Genomic DNA, 13,349 nt, shown 5'->3' with positions numbered 1-13,349 from the left:
CAACGGCCGCGTCTGCGCCCAGTAACGCCCGCCGATCAGCCCCTCGAAGATCAGCATGTCCTTGTTCTGGTGGTCGAGCACCAGCCCCTCGCAGCGCCAGTCGCGCGCGTCGTGCGAGCTGTAGAGCGTCGTCCCCTGCCGTTCGGGGCTGACGCTGCACGTCGTCATCCACCAGCGATCGCCGATTCGGCTGATACGCGGATCCTCGATCCCATAGCATTGCGAAGCGGCTGCGGGCGCGACCGCGCGGTCATAATGCACCGCGACCACCGAAAGGCCGTCGGGCGAAAGCTCCACGGGCAACAGCCAGGAGAGCGACGTCAGCGCGAGCGTGCGCCAGCCCATGCCCGGAATCGTGAATGTCCGGGGATCCTTCACATCGGCAAACTCCGCGGGCCATTTGTCGAGCACATAGTCACCGTCCGCCCAGCGGATCGCGCGCACATGCCCGCCCTCGACCGGCGTCCGCAGCGCCTCGGCGACGCGCACCATCATCAGCAGATTTCCGCCGGGCAGCCGCCCCAGCCCCGGATTGAACGCGCCCAGCGCATAGGTTTCGGCGGCGATCTTTCCTGCGAGCGGCGATCGCGAAAGGTCGACATCGTCGGGCGCGAAAACGAGCCGGTCGACGGCAAAGCGAGTCATGGCTGCACGATCCCCTTCATGATCGACCGTCAGGGCGAAACGCGCCCGTTGACCCCAACGCGCCCGCCATCCATTCTCTCCACGACCGAGCCAGCGGGGAGCATAACGTGACCCATTATGATCCGGAACGGACCGCGCTTCTTTTCGTCGATCCTTATAATGACTTCCTTTCGGAAGGCGGCAAGACATGGCCGCGGGTGGAAGAGGTCGCGAAGTCCGTCGGGCTGCACGACAATCTGCGCGCGATCGTCGCCGCGGCGCGACGATCCGCCATCCAGATCTTCATCGTCCCGCATCACCGCGCCGAGCCGAACGACTTCGAAGGCTGGGATCACCCCACGCCCTATCAGCTTGCAACGCACCAGCGGCAGGTCTTCGCCAAAGGCGACTGGGGCGGTGAATGGTATCCCGATTTCGCGCCGCAACCCGGCGACATCGTCGTCAAGGAACATTGGGGATCGAGCGGATTCGCCAATACCGACCTCGATTTCCTGCTGAAGCAGAAACGGATCACGCATGTCGTGGTGGTCGGGCTGATCGCCAACACCTGTATCGAGGCGACAGCGCGCTTCGCGGTCGAACTTGGCTATCACACCACGCTGGTACGCGATGCGACCGCCGCGTTCAGTCAGGAGGCGATGCACGCCGCGCATGATGTGAACGCGCCGACCTTCGCGCATGCCGTGCTCACCACCGCCGAACTGGTGCCCGCCATCGCTCCGGGCTGAGCCTGTTGCCCGCGAATCCCCGGAACGCGTGTCAACAGCTTTGGGCAACCGAATTTTTTTTCGTTCCCATGATGTTCGCTTGCGTTTTCGGGATGCAAGGAAAGTCCACGCGTCGCTCGGGGTGCAGCCACGAAGCGAGTCATTTTGGCGGTGAATCGAGTCTTAGAACCGTCATTTACCGTCTTGCATCGTCCGTCGGTTGAGGCACTATAGGTGGTGTTGAGGCAGGGGGCCAAACGCAAGCGCTGGTAGATCGTTAACGCGACATGTTTCGCGAGCGGGTCTGTGCGCCTTGTGGAAAACGGGGATAAACCCCATATTTCAGGCCCCATGCCCGCCGAAAAATGCTAGTCGGGGGTTTGGCCCTCCGAGTCGAACGTATCGAGAACGGGGAAGCGGACCATGGACTTCAGAGAGACTCAGGAAGCGAGCAACAGCGACGTGTCAGCCACCGTTACAGAAGCGCCCGCCAAAAGCGCCACCAAAGCCGCATCGAAGGTCGAGCACCTCGATTCGAAGAGCATCGCGCCGCAGCCCTATGCGCTCGACGTCGATCACAGCCGCGACGATCTGCTGACCGATTTCGGCAAGGAAACGCTGAAGGATCGCTACCTCCTCCCCGGCGAGAGCTTCCAGGATCTCTTCGTCCGCGTCGCCTCCGCCTATGCCGACGACGCGAGCCACGCGCAGCGCGTCTACGACTATATCTCGAAGCTCTGGTTCATGCCCGCCACGCCCGTTCTCTCGAACGGCGGCACCGGCCGCGGCCTGCCCATCTCCTGCTACCTCAACTCGGTCGACGACAGCCTCAACGGCATCGTCGACACCTGGAACGAGAATGTCTGGCTCGCCTCGCGCGGCGGCGGCATCGGCACCTATTGGGGCAGCGTGCGCGGCATCGGCGAGCCCGTCGGCCTCAACGGCAAGACCTCGGGCATCATCCCGTTCGTCCGCGTGATGGACAGCCTCACGCTCGCGATCAGCCAGGGTTCGCTACGCCGCGGTTCGGCCGCCTGCTATCTCGACGTCTCGCACCCCGAGATCGAGGAGTTCCTCGAGATCCGCAAGCCTTCGGGCGACTTCAACCGCAAGGCCTTGAACCTCCACCACGGCGTCCTGCTCACCGACGCCTTCATGGAAGCGGTGCGCGACGGCGCCGAATGGACGCTCAGGAGCCCCAAGGACGGCAGCGAGCGCGGCAAGGTTGACGCGCGCGCGCTCTTCCAGAAGCTCGTCGAAACCCGCCTCGCGACGGGCGAGCCCTATATCGTCTTCTCGGACACCGTGAACCGCACGATGCCCAAGCATCACCGCGATCTCGGGCTCAAGGTCTCGACCTCGAACCTCTGCTCCGAAATCACGCTGCCCACGGGCCGCGACCATCTCGGCAAGGATCGTACCGCAGTCTGCTGCCTCTCGTCGCTGAACCTCGAGACCTGGGACGAGTGGAACGGCGACAAGCAGTTCATCGAGGACGTGATGCGCTTCCTCGACAACGTGCTCAGCGACTATATCGCCCGCGCGCCCGACGAGATGGCGCGCGCCAAATATTCGGCGGAGCGCGAGCGTTCGGTCGGCCTCGGCGTCATGGGCTTCCACAGCTTCCTCCAGGCGCGCGGCCTCCCCTTCGAGGGCGCGATGGCCAAGAGCTGGAACCTCAAGATGTTCAAGCACATCTCGGCGGGCGTCTCCGAAGCGTCGATGATGCTCGCCAAGGAACGCGGCCCCTGCCCCGATGCTGCCGACATGGGCGTGATGGAGCGCTTCAGCTGCAAGATGGCGATCGCGCCCACCGCGTCGATCTCGATCATCTGCGGCGGCACCAGCGCGTGCATCGAGCCGATCCCCGCGAACATCTACACGCACAAGACGCTCTCGGGCAGCTTCTCGATCCGCAATCCCTATCTTGAAAAGCTGCTCGTCGAGAAGTCGAAGAACAGCGAAGGCGTGTGGAGCACGATCCTCGAACAGGGCGGCTCGGTCCAGCACCTCGACTTCCTCACTCAGGAGGAAAAGGACACCTTCAAGACCAGCTTCGAGATCGACCAGCGCTGGCTGCTCGAGCTCGCGGCGGACCGCACGCCCTATATCGATCAGGCGACCTCGCTCAATCTGTTCATCCCCGCGGACGTCGAGAAATGGGACCTGCTGATGCTCCACTTCCGCGCATGGGAGCTTGGCATCAAGTCGCTCTACTATCTCCGCTCCAAGTCGGTGCAGCGCGCGGGCTTCGCGGGCGGCGTCGAGGCGGACAACACCATCGACCTCAAGCAGATCGAGGTCGAGGTGAAGGATTACGACGAGTGTTTGGCTTGCCAGTAAGCCTGCGCCTCTTCCCGCTTGCCGCGCTCATGGCGCTCACCGCCTGCGCGCGTCAGGCGGAGAGCGGGGTTGCGTCCGGGGCGCCGGGCTTCCTGTTCGGCCTCTGGCACGGCTTCATCTTCCCCGTCGCATGGGTGCTCTCGCTCTTCATGGCCAATGTCGCGGTCTATGCGGTCCCCAATAATGGCGGCTGGTATGATTTCGGCTTCTTCATCGGCGTCGTCTTTATCGGCGTCGGCGCGCGCAAGAGCCATGTCGTTTACCGCGACCGCGTCGTGGTGCGGCGATGAGCGGCGGCGCTAGGAGAATTTGATGGATCAGCGCGTGGGATGCGCCGGGATAGCGATCTTGGGAGGGCTGATTGCCCTCGCCATTCTGATGTACGCACTCCCGCAATATCGTGTCTATTCGCAGAGGCTGTCAGGCGAAGCGGCGCTGGCCGAAGCCCAGTCCTCGCGTCAGGTCGCGATTCTCGAAGCGCGCGCCAAGAAGGAAAGCGCGATCGCCCTCGCCCAGGCGGAGGTCATTCGCGCCGAAGGTGCCGCAAAGGCCAATGCGATCCTACAAAACAGCCTTGGCGGACCCGAGGGATATTTGCGCTACCTCCAGATTCAGGCGCTGGAAAACTCGAAGTCCTCGTTGATCTACGTTCCCACTGAGGCCGGCCTGCCGGTCACAGAGGCAAGACGGCTCGATAATTGACTGACAGCAGGAAAATCTGCGGCTTGAACTTTAAAATGCCCGTCGCGGTTGCAGAAATTAAGGATTGAACCATGCCCCTCCTCCAAGCTTCCAAGCAGTACAAGCCCTTCGAATATCCCTGGGCCTTCGAGTTCTGGAAGCGCCAGCAGCAGATCCACTGGATGCCCGAAGAGGTGCCGCTGGGCGAGGATTGCCGCGACTGGGCGCAGAAGCTCACCGATCATGAGCGCAACCTGCTCACCCAGATCTTCCGCTTCTTCACCCAGGCCGATATCGAGGTGCAGGACTGCTACCACGACAAATATGGCCGCGTGTTCAAGCCCGTCGAGATCAAGATGATGCTCACCGCCTTCTCCAACATGGAGACGGTGCACATCGCGGCGTACAGCCACCTGCTCGACACGATCGGGATGCCCGAGAGCGAATACGGCATGTTCCTCCAGTACAAGGAGATGAAGGACAAGCACGACTATCTCGCCACCTTCGGCGTCGACAGCGACGAGGATATCGCGCGCACGCTCGCCATGTTCGGCGGCTTCACCGAGGGGCTTCAGCTCTTCGCGAGCTTCGCGATGCTGATGAACTTCCCGCGCTTCAACAAGATGAAGGGCATGGGCCAGATCGTCTCGTGGTCGGTCCGTGACGAGAGCCTGCACTGCGAGGGCATCACGCGCCTCTTCCACGCCTTCACCAAGGAGCGCGACTGCCTGACCGCCGCGGTCAAGAGCGACATTCGCGACGTCTGCCACACCACCGTCGGCCTCGAGGACGCGTTCATCGACCTCGCCTTCGAGCAGGGCCCCGTCCCCGGCATGACGCCCAAGGAGATCAAGAAGTATATCCGCTACATCGCCGACTGGCGCCTCGGCCAGCTCGGCCTGAAGCCGATGTTCATGATCGACGACCACCCCCTCCCCTGGCTCGCCCCGCTCCTCAACGGCGTCGAGCACGCCAACTTCTTCGAGACGCGCGCGACCGAATATTCAAAGGCCGCAACGCGCGGCAACTGGGGCGAGGTCTGGGACAGCTTCGACCGCCGCAAAAAGGCCAAGGCCAACGACACCGGCCCCGAAGCGAGCGAAGGCGAGGACATGTTCTCGAAGGCCGGGGTGGCGGCGGAGTAGGTCGTGCTCCGCCGATCCCAGCGATCGGCTAGCGATTTGCCTTTGGACAGTACCAACTCAACTACATCGACAAGCTAGATGAGCGGCTTGTCGTCGGGATGGTCTTCGTCCGTGTCTCCGTCATCGATCTCTCCTTCCGGCTCGGTTGATGCAGGACCAAACAGAGCGTCAAAATCTGGATCGTATTGTGCCGGCGAAAAAGGCGTATCCTTAGGCCAGTATCCATGCGGGGGGAGGCGTACAATCGTGTCGCTCGCGCGCCACAGCATGGTGCTAAGAACCATTTCCGGGTCTTTGCCGTGGATTACGAGACCTTCTTTCGCCAGTGCATTGAATAGCTCCTTGCGAGGCATCGGCGCTCCGTGCGCGCGAATAATCTCTACAGCTTTCACAGCTACCTCTTCTCGTGGAGGATTTTAGGCCGCCTCGCTCGCAGCGCTGGTATTTGAGCGTTCGCCTTTTGATCAGTTTCAGGTGGCGGGGAAATCCCCACCAGCTCGTACCGTGGCGGCCGTGACTAAAGGTCACGGATTGGATGACGAAGCGCTAATTCGTTCCTCTGCCTTGCTCTAGCCCCCGCCGTCCCGACCATCAAAACGCCGCCCCAGTCCTTCGCTTACTAGCATTCCCCCGACCGACTACCCGCCGCGCGTGACGATCCGCAGCTTGCGGCCATAGCGGTCGGTGTCGCGGTCAATGGGTTCGAGCGTAAAGGGGCCTTCATTGAGCAGCGCGTGGAGCCGCTGCGTCGCGCGCGCGCGCCAAGCGTGGCCTCGGCGGCGCAGCGCGGCGGGTGCGTTTCGGGGGTTCCGCGATGCGGATGTGCTCACCACTCCGCAAGGGCGCGGTCCCTCCCCCTTTGCGTCGATTGTTGCCCCCGCGCCCGCATGTTAGCCTTCGGGGACTGGAGGCAGCTCCATGACAAAGCGCAAAAAACCGGAAAGCGACGCACCGGCGGCTGATGCCGCCGACGGGCAGCGGACGATCGCGGGCTGGCGTGGCGGCGCAATCGACCTGACACTGGTCGCCGATGACCTGGAACTGCTCGACACCATCCTTGCCATCGTGCCGGTACTGCGGATCGTAACTGCCATCGGGCAGGAGGCGCGACGGCGCGGCCTGCGCTATCCCGTTGCCGACGCCGGGGCGCTGCAATCGTGCATCGGGGAAGACATGCTGAAGCTCGGCGGACATCGCATCGATGCAGGCGCGATTGCGCACATGATGCCCGAAAGCTGGTTCCCGATTGCACATGAAGGCGAACTGCTCAGTCGCGTACACCTCGCGCTGCACCGCTGCGAATTCGAGGCACTGCAGGCTGCACCGCGCCCCGCATTCCAGCCTGCACCGATGGGGTCCTGACCATGGCCGCCGCCGGATCAGCGTTCAACTGGGTGACGGTACGATCCAGTATCTGGACCAAAATCTGGCAAGGCCCGCTGGTGGTTCAGGGCGTGCCCTACCAGTTTCTCGAACTTGCCGTGCAGAATCCTGCAAACATAAGCAGAATGATTACCTGGACCCTCGACGGTTACAGCGCGGCGCCGCCCTTCTACCAGCGCAGCATGGGAACGTCGCTGGCGCCTGCCACCTTCGCCCCACCCATCGGATATACGGGGTCCACCGCCGTCGTCCTCGCCTTCCTGATATCGCCATGGGTGGAATTCAATATCCTCACGAATAGTAACTGCACTGCGCACATTGTCGCGATCTGAGGGGCCGAGCCCGGTCGCGGCTTCGCGCCTGTGCCCGTCCTGGCCAGTCGTTCCACCTCAACGATCGGAGACCCGCCATGCCCCCCCCCTCTCCTCGCATGAGTTCGAGCACGAGCATCATCATCCATCGGTCTTCGCGCGCCGGCCGATCCTGACCGGGATAGCCGTTGGCATTGCATCGCTGCTGCCGCATGCCTTCCTGTCGCCCGCCGCCTCGCTGGGCTTCGCAGCGGTCCTCATCGCGCTGATCGCGGGCGTCTATTTCGGCTTCGCGGTGATGAACGGCTCGCCCCGCGACCAGTTCGTCGAGTTCAACGTCACCGGCCTGTTCACGCTGGCCGCGCTCGTCGGCCAGCTTGCCTGGCCGATCCTGCTACCGCTCGCCTATTTCGGGCACGCGCTCTGGGATTTCGCGCACCACAACCGCTCGCGCCTGCAACTGGTCAGGATCCCGCGCTGGTACGTGCCCTGGTGCGTCGTCATCGACGGCATCATCGGGTTCGGCCTCATCATCATCTGGCGCATCGACGGCATCATCTGAGCGCGGCGGGCAAACCCGCCATGGCTTTCGCGCCATCACGGGGTGGCCCGGCTCAGTGCCATATCGTCGGCGTCGCGTCGGCCGGCTTGGCGACGATCTGGTACGCATCGCGGTACAGGATCGTCCCGGGCCGGTGCGTCACCACTTTGGTCACCGGCACGCCGCACTCGTGCAGCAGGCGCGCGAGCAGATGCGCGTGCGCGATCATCTCGCCCGCGTCGCCCATGAACCAGCAGATCCCGTCGCTCCGCCAGCGGCGGCGCGACTTGACGAGGAAGTGACGGTGGCGCGGCACCGGCAGGTTGGCGTTGAACCAGTCGAGCTCGCGCCCGATCGCCTCGCGCAGCACGCCCCCCGCATCCGGGTCGCGCGCGCACCAGCCGGCCGGACCGAACAGGCCATGGCTCACCCCGCGGCGGACCTCCCGCCACGGCGCATGGAAGCGGACATACATGAAACCCTCCACGCGGGGCCTAATGCCCCCGGCGGACTTGCATCAGGAGATCACGCCGCGCGCGTCATGCGGCGGCAGCGTTGCTCGAGGGCCTACCGCCCCGTCTGGATGGAGGGCGGTGGCGCAAGACGAATGAAAAACATCATCGGCGCACCTGTGAAATCGTTTCGGAGGCGGGCCGATAGGCGTTCGGCGCGCGATTGTAAAGCGGGGGCGGCACGGCACCTGGCCGCATCACCCCCGCGCGCATCAGGGCCGCTCAGGCCTCAACGCCAATAATCATCCCGCCCGATGCCGTCGAAACCGGCCCGTGGACATGCAGCATCTGCTGAAATCTGCGGCCCGAGTTGCAGGGGCACGGATCCTTGCGGCCAAGCTTCTCGACCAGCTCCACCTCGCCACCACGGACGAAACGCAAGCCCCGCTTCACGCGCGTCTCGCTGGGGAAGCCTTTGCGGCGTTTACTGGTGACCTCGAAAGCAGGGGAGGTCGGCGAATGCGTCGGTGTTCTTCATGATCGCCTCCTGTGTTTCCGCGTGCGTCATGCGACGCGGGAGCGCGCCTGTGGCGGCGTTCACGACCCGATGCAAGCGATCACATATTCTTGACGGACTTCCACTGCTCCAGCCGCTCCGCGATCAGCGCCGCGCGCGCCTCGTTGTCACGGCCGTCCATTATGGCGGCGTCGGCTGAATCGGCGCGCCAGTAGATACCCGCCGTCCGCGCGGTCATGTCGGGATTCGAATCCGAGCGCGTCGCGAAATAGCCCGTTGCACGGTCGTCGGATTCCAGCCGCATCTCGCCTGTTCCGTGCAGTTGAGGCGCATCCGGATCGAGCGGCCGCTCGCCATTCCAGTAATAGAAGATGCCCGCATCCTTCTCCTTCGTCGCCTCGCTCCAGTATCGTGCGAGCAGGGTTCCATCCTCGCGCCACGAACGCCCCGCCATTTCGAGCGCGCCCCTGCGATCGCGCGTGAACTTGATCAGACCGAGCGCGGAGGGTTCCCTTTCGGTGCGCGCGCTCAGCGAGAACTGCCACCAGCAGCCCTCGACGCGCGTCAGCCGGCCCTCGCTCTCGATCGCGGCGCGGATCTTCTGGTTGATCGCGCGCGTCTCGGCCGCGGTCATCTCGCCCGCATAGCGCACCGAGGTCAGGCCGAGCAGGTCGGTTGGGAGCTTCGCGCCATTGGCATGGAGGATGAACGTGCGGCGCATGCCGAGCACGCCACCGAAAAGCCCCGCCTCGAACACGACATTGTCGCGCGGCGCCGCCTGTGCCGTGTCATGACCGGGCGACGCGGGCGCGCCGACCGTCGTCCAGTCGTCCTGCGCGAAGATGAACGCCGCGAAATCGACCTCGCGCGTGAGGTCGATCAGGCGCTGCAATGTCGAGGTTCCCGGATTGAAGGACGTCGTCCACGGCTCGACCTGCGCGATATCGCTCAAGCCCCGCGTCAGCGCCTGAAGCAGCTTCTCCTGCTTCCCTGACGAGCCCAGAAAGAGTCGCGGCTTGTCCATCAGTGCCTCCGAGAGTCCTTCCGATACGGACGGCGAGTTGATGGCAGCATGGCGGCCATGTCAACGGTGTTGCGCCGCTTTGTCGCGCTCACTGCGCCTCGACGTAGAGCAGCAATTCGGTCCATCCGAGGTCTTCGCCGCCGTCGAGCATGAATTCGACGCCATGGCCGCGGATGGCGATCGTCCACTCGTTGACGCGTTCCGGGGGCGCGCCGAGGCAGGTGCCGATCGCCTTTCCATAAGACGTCAGCCGCCGCTCGAAACTGTCCTCGGTCGACTCCCATTTGCACCAATATTCGGCGTGCTTGTCGGGCTGCGCCGAGATCCCGCACATCTGCGCGCGGGGGAGCTTCATCGTCGTCGCATGGTCCATGCCAGATGTCCCGATCGGGCCGCCGTCGATCGAGCCAAAATCCGAAGGCGCCAGCGTCTGCAGCTTGCGGAGTGCGGGGCAGAGATCGTCCTGCGCGACCGCCTCGCCCGCGACGACCAGCGCGAAAAGGCAGCAGGCGTTGCGCAGCATGTGCATCGCGGAACTCCTCGGCTCGAGTGCGCGACCGCCCGCGGATCGGGCATCGCCTGCACCTGCACATTTCAATAATCCGCGCCCGCACCCGGGTCTATCAGGGGAAAACGCGCAAGCACTCGTACGCCGACCGCGGGCGCGGCCTCACACGGTCAGCGAAACCGTCACCACGTCCCCCGCCGCGATCCCTTCGGCGCGGCGCACATCGGCCTTGATCGGCAGCAGGAAGCCGCCCGATTCCCGGTGCGGGAACAACGAGGTGCGCCAGCGTGTCCCGCCGATCGTTGCGGTCACCCTGACCGATCCGAAGCCGCCGGTGCGGCCGAGCGCGGCATAACGGATCTCGGCGGCGGCCTGCCCCTCGATCGTCAGGAAGTGCCACGCGCCCTTGGCCGGGGGCGCGGCGCGCCACACCCAGATGCGCGCGTTGATCTCGAATTCGCCTTCACCGTCCATCGACCGATCGTGCCCGCGGGCGCGGGCGATGGCAATCGCGGCGCGCGCCCCGGGCCTGCGCGCCAGGCCCCCGCGCGCGATTTCCGTACCGCAGATGAACGCGAGGTAGTTTTATGTTCATGCAACCCAATGCAAATTGCGCTCGTTGATCGTCGTGAAGAACGAATCCGACAAGGAGGACATCATGCGCAAGCTCATCATGGCAGCCACCCTCGCCGCCTTCGCAGCGCCCGTGGCGCCGGCACTTGCCGATCCGCCGCCCTGGGCGCCCGCGCACGGCAAGCGCGCCAAGGACGCCGCGCGCTACGATCGTTACGGCTATTATGTCGACCCGCGCCCGCTGCGCTACGATGATCGCGTCTGGCGCGGCGATGACGGGCATTATCATTGCCGCCGCGACAACGGCACCACCGGGCTCATCATCGGTGGTGCGGTCGGCGCGTTGCTCGGTCGCGAACTCGATGACGGGCGTGACAAGACCGTCGGCACGATCATCGGCGGCGCGGGCGGCGCGCTGCTCGGGCGCGAGATCGACCGCGGCGAGCTGCGCTGCCGCTGACGTCGTCAAGCTCTGACATGAAGTGAAGGGTTGGACACAGGGCATGGCGGGTTACACCGACCATGCCCTATGTCCCCACGCACCCGGCGGGGTCGCGATCGCCGGGTCCGAATCTCGTGCGGCGCCGGAGTCGTTTCTCCAATGCCGCAACTCTGCATAGCGCAAAGCCGCGCGCGCGTATTGCAAATTCCGCATGTGTTCCGCCGGACGCCGCCCGCCCCCGAAAATCAGCCTAACCCCCGATGAACGCTCCGTTCTCGGCGGTTCAGCTACACCATGCCATTGTTGCGATACCCGACGCCGGGCGCGTCGGTCATGAATGGAGTAATGGTATGCGTAAACTCATCATCGCGGCGGGTTTGATCGGCCTGGCCGCGCTTCCCGCCACCCCCGCACTGGCAGACAGCCCGCGCAGCGATCGTCGCGAATATCAGCGCGACGTGCGCGATGCCTATCGCGACTATGACCGCGACATGCGCCGCGCCGACAGCCGCCGCGACGTCTATGCGGCACGCCGCGACCTTGAGCGCGACCTGCGCGAGGCGCGGCGCGACTATCGCGACGACAGGCACGACTACAGGCGCGATGACTGGCGCGATGACCGGCGCTGGGGCCGGGGCAATTGGCGCGGCGACCGCTGGTACAGCCATGACCGGCGCGGCTGGTGGCGCGACCGCGCGGGTTACTGGCACCGCGACCGCGGCGATCGCTGGTAACCCCAGGGCGGCGGGCCGGCCATTCCGTGCCCGCCGCCTCCCCCGTTGCGCCATCCTATTAGCCTTTCGTTAACTTTCGTTATTTACCATTTCGCAGTATTTCGAAAGTAAGATCACCGCGCGCGGGGGCGCGGCATCGCGGAGGCGTGCGTGCGTTTCGTGTTCGCTCAATACCCCATCATCATGGGCGCGTTTGCGCTGCTGGGCGGGTGCGTCAAACCCGAAGCGCCGCCACCCGCCGCACCCGCCGTGGTTTCCGTCGAGGACGAATCCGAGGTGGAATGGCGAAACTTTGCCAGTCCCGAGGATATCGGCCGGCTGGAGCGCTTGCGCGAGGATTGGCGCAACGGTCTTGCGGCGGTGCGACCCGGCCGCGCCAAGGCCGCCATCGCGGCGCTGGGAGCATTGCTCGATCCGACGGTGGCATTGCCCCGACCCGCCCCGCCGCCCGGCAGCTATCGCTGCCGTGTCTGGCGACTGCCCAATTCGGCGACGCGCGCCAGTCGCGGCTTCGTCTCCTACAAGCCCTTTTCCTGCTATGTCGGCGCCGACGATGCGCTGTTGACCTTTACCAAGGAAAGCGGCTCGGAACGCCCAGCGGGCAGGATCTGGCCCGATGGCGAGACGCAGCTCGTCTTTCTCGGCGCAATGGCGCGCGGCGATGAACAGACCCCGCCCGCCTATGGCGACGATGTCAGCCGCAATCTTGTCGGCGTCGTCGAACGCGTCGAACCCTTTCGCTGGCGCATGGTTCTGCCACATCCCGTCCAGGAATCGCGGCTCGATGTCATCGAGCTCATTCCACTTGTGCCCCAGATGACGGGGGAAACGCCGTCCTGACGGCACCTCCGACACCGTTTCGATCGTGAAACGCCTTGTTAACCCTCTCGAATTAAGCCTATGCTGCGATATTCTGGGGGGAATGGCATCATGCGGATTGCGGCGCGGATGGCGGTTGAGAACGGGCCCGGGGGCGAACGGCGTGCGTCGCGCGCGCAGGTCCAGGTCAGCACGACCATGCGCGCGCTCGGCTATCACGGCTTTGACGTAGTGATCCGCAACATTTCCGAGCACGGCTTCATGGCGGACACCGCCAACGAATTTGCCGAAGGCTCCTATGTGCGGCTGAAGCTGCCCTGTGTCGGCACCGTGCTGGCGCGCATCGCATGGGCTAAGGGCGGACAGGTCGGCGGCGAGTTCCTCAACACCGTCAATCCCGTCCGGCTGCGGCTGGTCATGGGCATGGGAATGGGCGCCGCCCCTGCGCACTGATCCTGGCCGAAGGCGGACGACCTCAACCCTTACAGAAAATTAACATTTTCGCCTTAGGCTGTGCAGCGATA

At 64.6% G+C, this 13,349-nt stretch carries 18 protein-coding genes and 2 pseudogenes; 12 read left to right on the top strand and 8 right to left on the bottom strand.

Going from position 1 to position 13,349, the window contains the following annotated elements; translation table 11 throughout:
• Positions 1-645: pseudogene (locus tag MKI88_RS03130) on the bottom strand (glycosidase); the annotation flags it as partial.
• Between the two features lie 107 nt (positions 646-752).
• Between MKI88_RS03130 and MKI88_RS03125 the strand changes: the two are divergent.
• From MKI88_RS03125 to MKI88_RS03105, 5 genes are all read left to right on the top strand, one after another.
• Positions 753-1,373 carry an isochorismatase family cysteine hydrolase gene (locus tag MKI88_RS03125; RefSeq protein ID WP_241629492.1) on the top strand — a complete coding sequence of 207 codons (621 nt, stop codon included), beginning with the start codon at positions 753-755 and terminating at the stop codon, positions 1,371-1,373.
• A gap of 402 nt (positions 1,374-1,775) precedes the next feature.
• Entirely contained in the window at positions 1,776-3,695 is a 1,920-nt protein-coding gene (locus MKI88_RS03120; RefSeq protein ID WP_241629491.1) for a ribonucleoside-diphosphate reductase subunit alpha, read from the top strand.
• Positions 3,677-3,985, top strand: a complete 309-nt coding sequence (locus MKI88_RS03115; protein WP_407073296.1) for a hypothetical protein — start codon at positions 3,677-3,679, stop codon at positions 3,983-3,985. Before MKI88_RS03120 ends, MKI88_RS03115 begins: the two co-directional genes overlap by 19 nt.
• A gap of 22 nt (positions 3,986-4,007) precedes the next feature.
• Positions 4,008-4,397 (top strand): membrane protease subunit, encoded by a 390-nt coding sequence (locus MKI88_RS03110; protein ID WP_241629490.1) that lies wholly within the window; start codon positions 4,008-4,010, stop codon positions 4,395-4,397.
• A 71-nt stretch (positions 4,398-4,468) separates the two neighbouring features.
• Complete coding sequence (locus tag MKI88_RS03105; RefSeq protein ID WP_241629489.1) at positions 4,469-5,521, top strand: ribonucleotide-diphosphate reductase subunit beta; 1,053 nt, start codon at positions 4,469-4,471, stop codon at positions 5,519-5,521.
• Between the two features lie 74 nt (positions 5,522-5,595).
• Here the strand turns inward: MKI88_RS03105 and MKI88_RS03100 are convergent, their stop codons facing one another.
• Together MKI88_RS03100 and MKI88_RS03095 are read right to left on the bottom strand one after the other, a co-directional pair.
• Entirely contained in the window at positions 5,596-5,913 is a 318-nt protein-coding gene (locus tag MKI88_RS03100; RefSeq protein WP_241629488.1) for a winged helix-turn-helix domain-containing protein, read from the bottom strand.
• A 249-nt stretch (positions 5,914-6,162) separates the two neighbouring features.
• Positions 6,163-6,329: pseudogene (locus MKI88_RS03095) on the bottom strand (thermonuclease family protein); the annotation flags it as partial.
• A gap of 110 nt (positions 6,330-6,439) precedes the next feature.
• Between MKI88_RS03095 and MKI88_RS03090 the strand changes: the two are divergent.
• Genes MKI88_RS03090 through MKI88_RS03080 form a run of 3 tightly spaced genes read left to right on the top strand, consistent with a single transcriptional unit; the run spans position 6,440 to position 7,777 of the window.
• The gene (locus MKI88_RS03090) at positions 6,440-6,883 is read left to right on the top strand and encodes a hypothetical protein (protein ID WP_241629487.1); all 444 of its coding nucleotides are present in this window, start codon (positions 6,440-6,442) and stop codon (positions 6,881-6,883) included.
• 2 nt (positions 6,884-6,885) lie between these two features.
• Entirely contained in the window at positions 6,886-7,236 is a 351-nt protein-coding gene (locus tag MKI88_RS03085) for a hypothetical protein (RefSeq protein WP_241629486.1), read from the top strand.
• On the top strand, positions 7,223-7,777 hold the full coding sequence (locus tag MKI88_RS03080) for a DUF6010 family protein (RefSeq protein WP_241629485.1): 555 nt from the start codon (positions 7,223-7,225) through the stop codon (positions 7,775-7,777). Before MKI88_RS03085 ends, MKI88_RS03080 begins: the two co-directional genes overlap by 14 nt.
• 52 nt (positions 7,778-7,829) lie before the next feature.
• Here the strand turns inward: MKI88_RS03080 and MKI88_RS03075 are convergent, their stop codons facing one another.
• From MKI88_RS03075 to MKI88_RS03055, 5 genes are all read right to left on the bottom strand, one after another.
• Positions 7,830-8,231 (bottom strand): hypothetical protein, encoded by a 402-nt coding sequence (locus tag MKI88_RS03075; RefSeq protein WP_241629484.1) that lies wholly within the window; start codon positions 8,229-8,231, stop codon positions 7,830-7,832.
• 259 nt (positions 8,232-8,490) lie between these two features.
• Positions 8,491-8,661 carry an SEC-C metal-binding domain-containing protein gene (locus tag MKI88_RS03070; RefSeq protein WP_241629483.1) on the bottom strand — a complete coding sequence of 57 codons (171 nt, stop codon included), beginning with the start codon at positions 8,659-8,661 and terminating at the stop codon, positions 8,491-8,493.
• 164 nt (positions 8,662-8,825) lie between these two features.
• Entirely contained in the window at positions 8,826-9,749 is a 924-nt protein-coding gene (locus MKI88_RS03065) for a TIR domain-containing protein (RefSeq protein WP_241629482.1), read from the bottom strand.
• An 88-nt stretch (positions 9,750-9,837) separates the two neighbouring features.
• Positions 9,838-10,278, bottom strand: coding sequence for a hypothetical protein (locus MKI88_RS03060; protein ID WP_241629481.1), 441 nt, complete (start codon positions 10,276-10,278; stop codon positions 9,838-9,840).
• Between the two features lie 141 nt (positions 10,279-10,419).
• On the bottom strand, positions 10,420-10,731 hold the full coding sequence (locus MKI88_RS03055; protein WP_241629480.1) for a DUF1905 domain-containing protein: 312 nt from the start codon (positions 10,729-10,731) through the stop codon (positions 10,420-10,422).
• Positions 10,732-10,915: 184 nt separating this feature from the next.
• On the opposite strand from MKI88_RS03055, the gene MKI88_RS03050 reads away from it, so the two are divergent.
• From MKI88_RS03050 to MKI88_RS03035, 4 genes are all read left to right on the top strand, one after another.
• On the top strand, positions 10,916-11,290 hold the full coding sequence (locus MKI88_RS03050) for a glycine zipper 2TM domain-containing protein (protein WP_241629479.1): 375 nt from the start codon (positions 10,916-10,918) through the stop codon (positions 11,288-11,290).
• 332 nt (positions 11,291-11,622) lie between these two features.
• Complete coding sequence (locus MKI88_RS03045; protein ID WP_241629478.1) at positions 11,623-12,006, top strand: hypothetical protein; 384 nt, start codon at positions 11,623-11,625, stop codon at positions 12,004-12,006.
• Positions 12,007-12,156: 150 nt separating this feature from the next.
• The gene (locus tag MKI88_RS03040) at positions 12,157-12,846 is read left to right on the top strand and encodes a DUF4893 domain-containing protein (protein ID WP_241629477.1); all 690 of its coding nucleotides are present in this window, start codon (positions 12,157-12,159) and stop codon (positions 12,844-12,846) included.
• A 90-nt stretch (positions 12,847-12,936) separates the two neighbouring features.
• Positions 12,937-13,278, top strand: a complete 342-nt coding sequence (locus MKI88_RS03035; RefSeq protein ID WP_241629476.1) for a PilZ domain-containing protein — start codon at positions 12,937-12,939, stop codon at positions 13,276-13,278.
• The last annotated feature ends 71 nt before the right edge of the window (positions 13,279-13,349 follow it).

Origin of the sequence: Sphingomonas sp. LaA6.9 (genome assembly GCF_022601895.1) — a bacterium.
Classification (GTDB): domain Bacteria; phylum Pseudomonadota; class Alphaproteobacteria; order Sphingomonadales; family Sphingomonadaceae; genus Sphingobium_A.
Note: the sequence above shows the minus strand (reverse complement) of the source record. Positions and strands in the feature narration are given on the sequence as shown.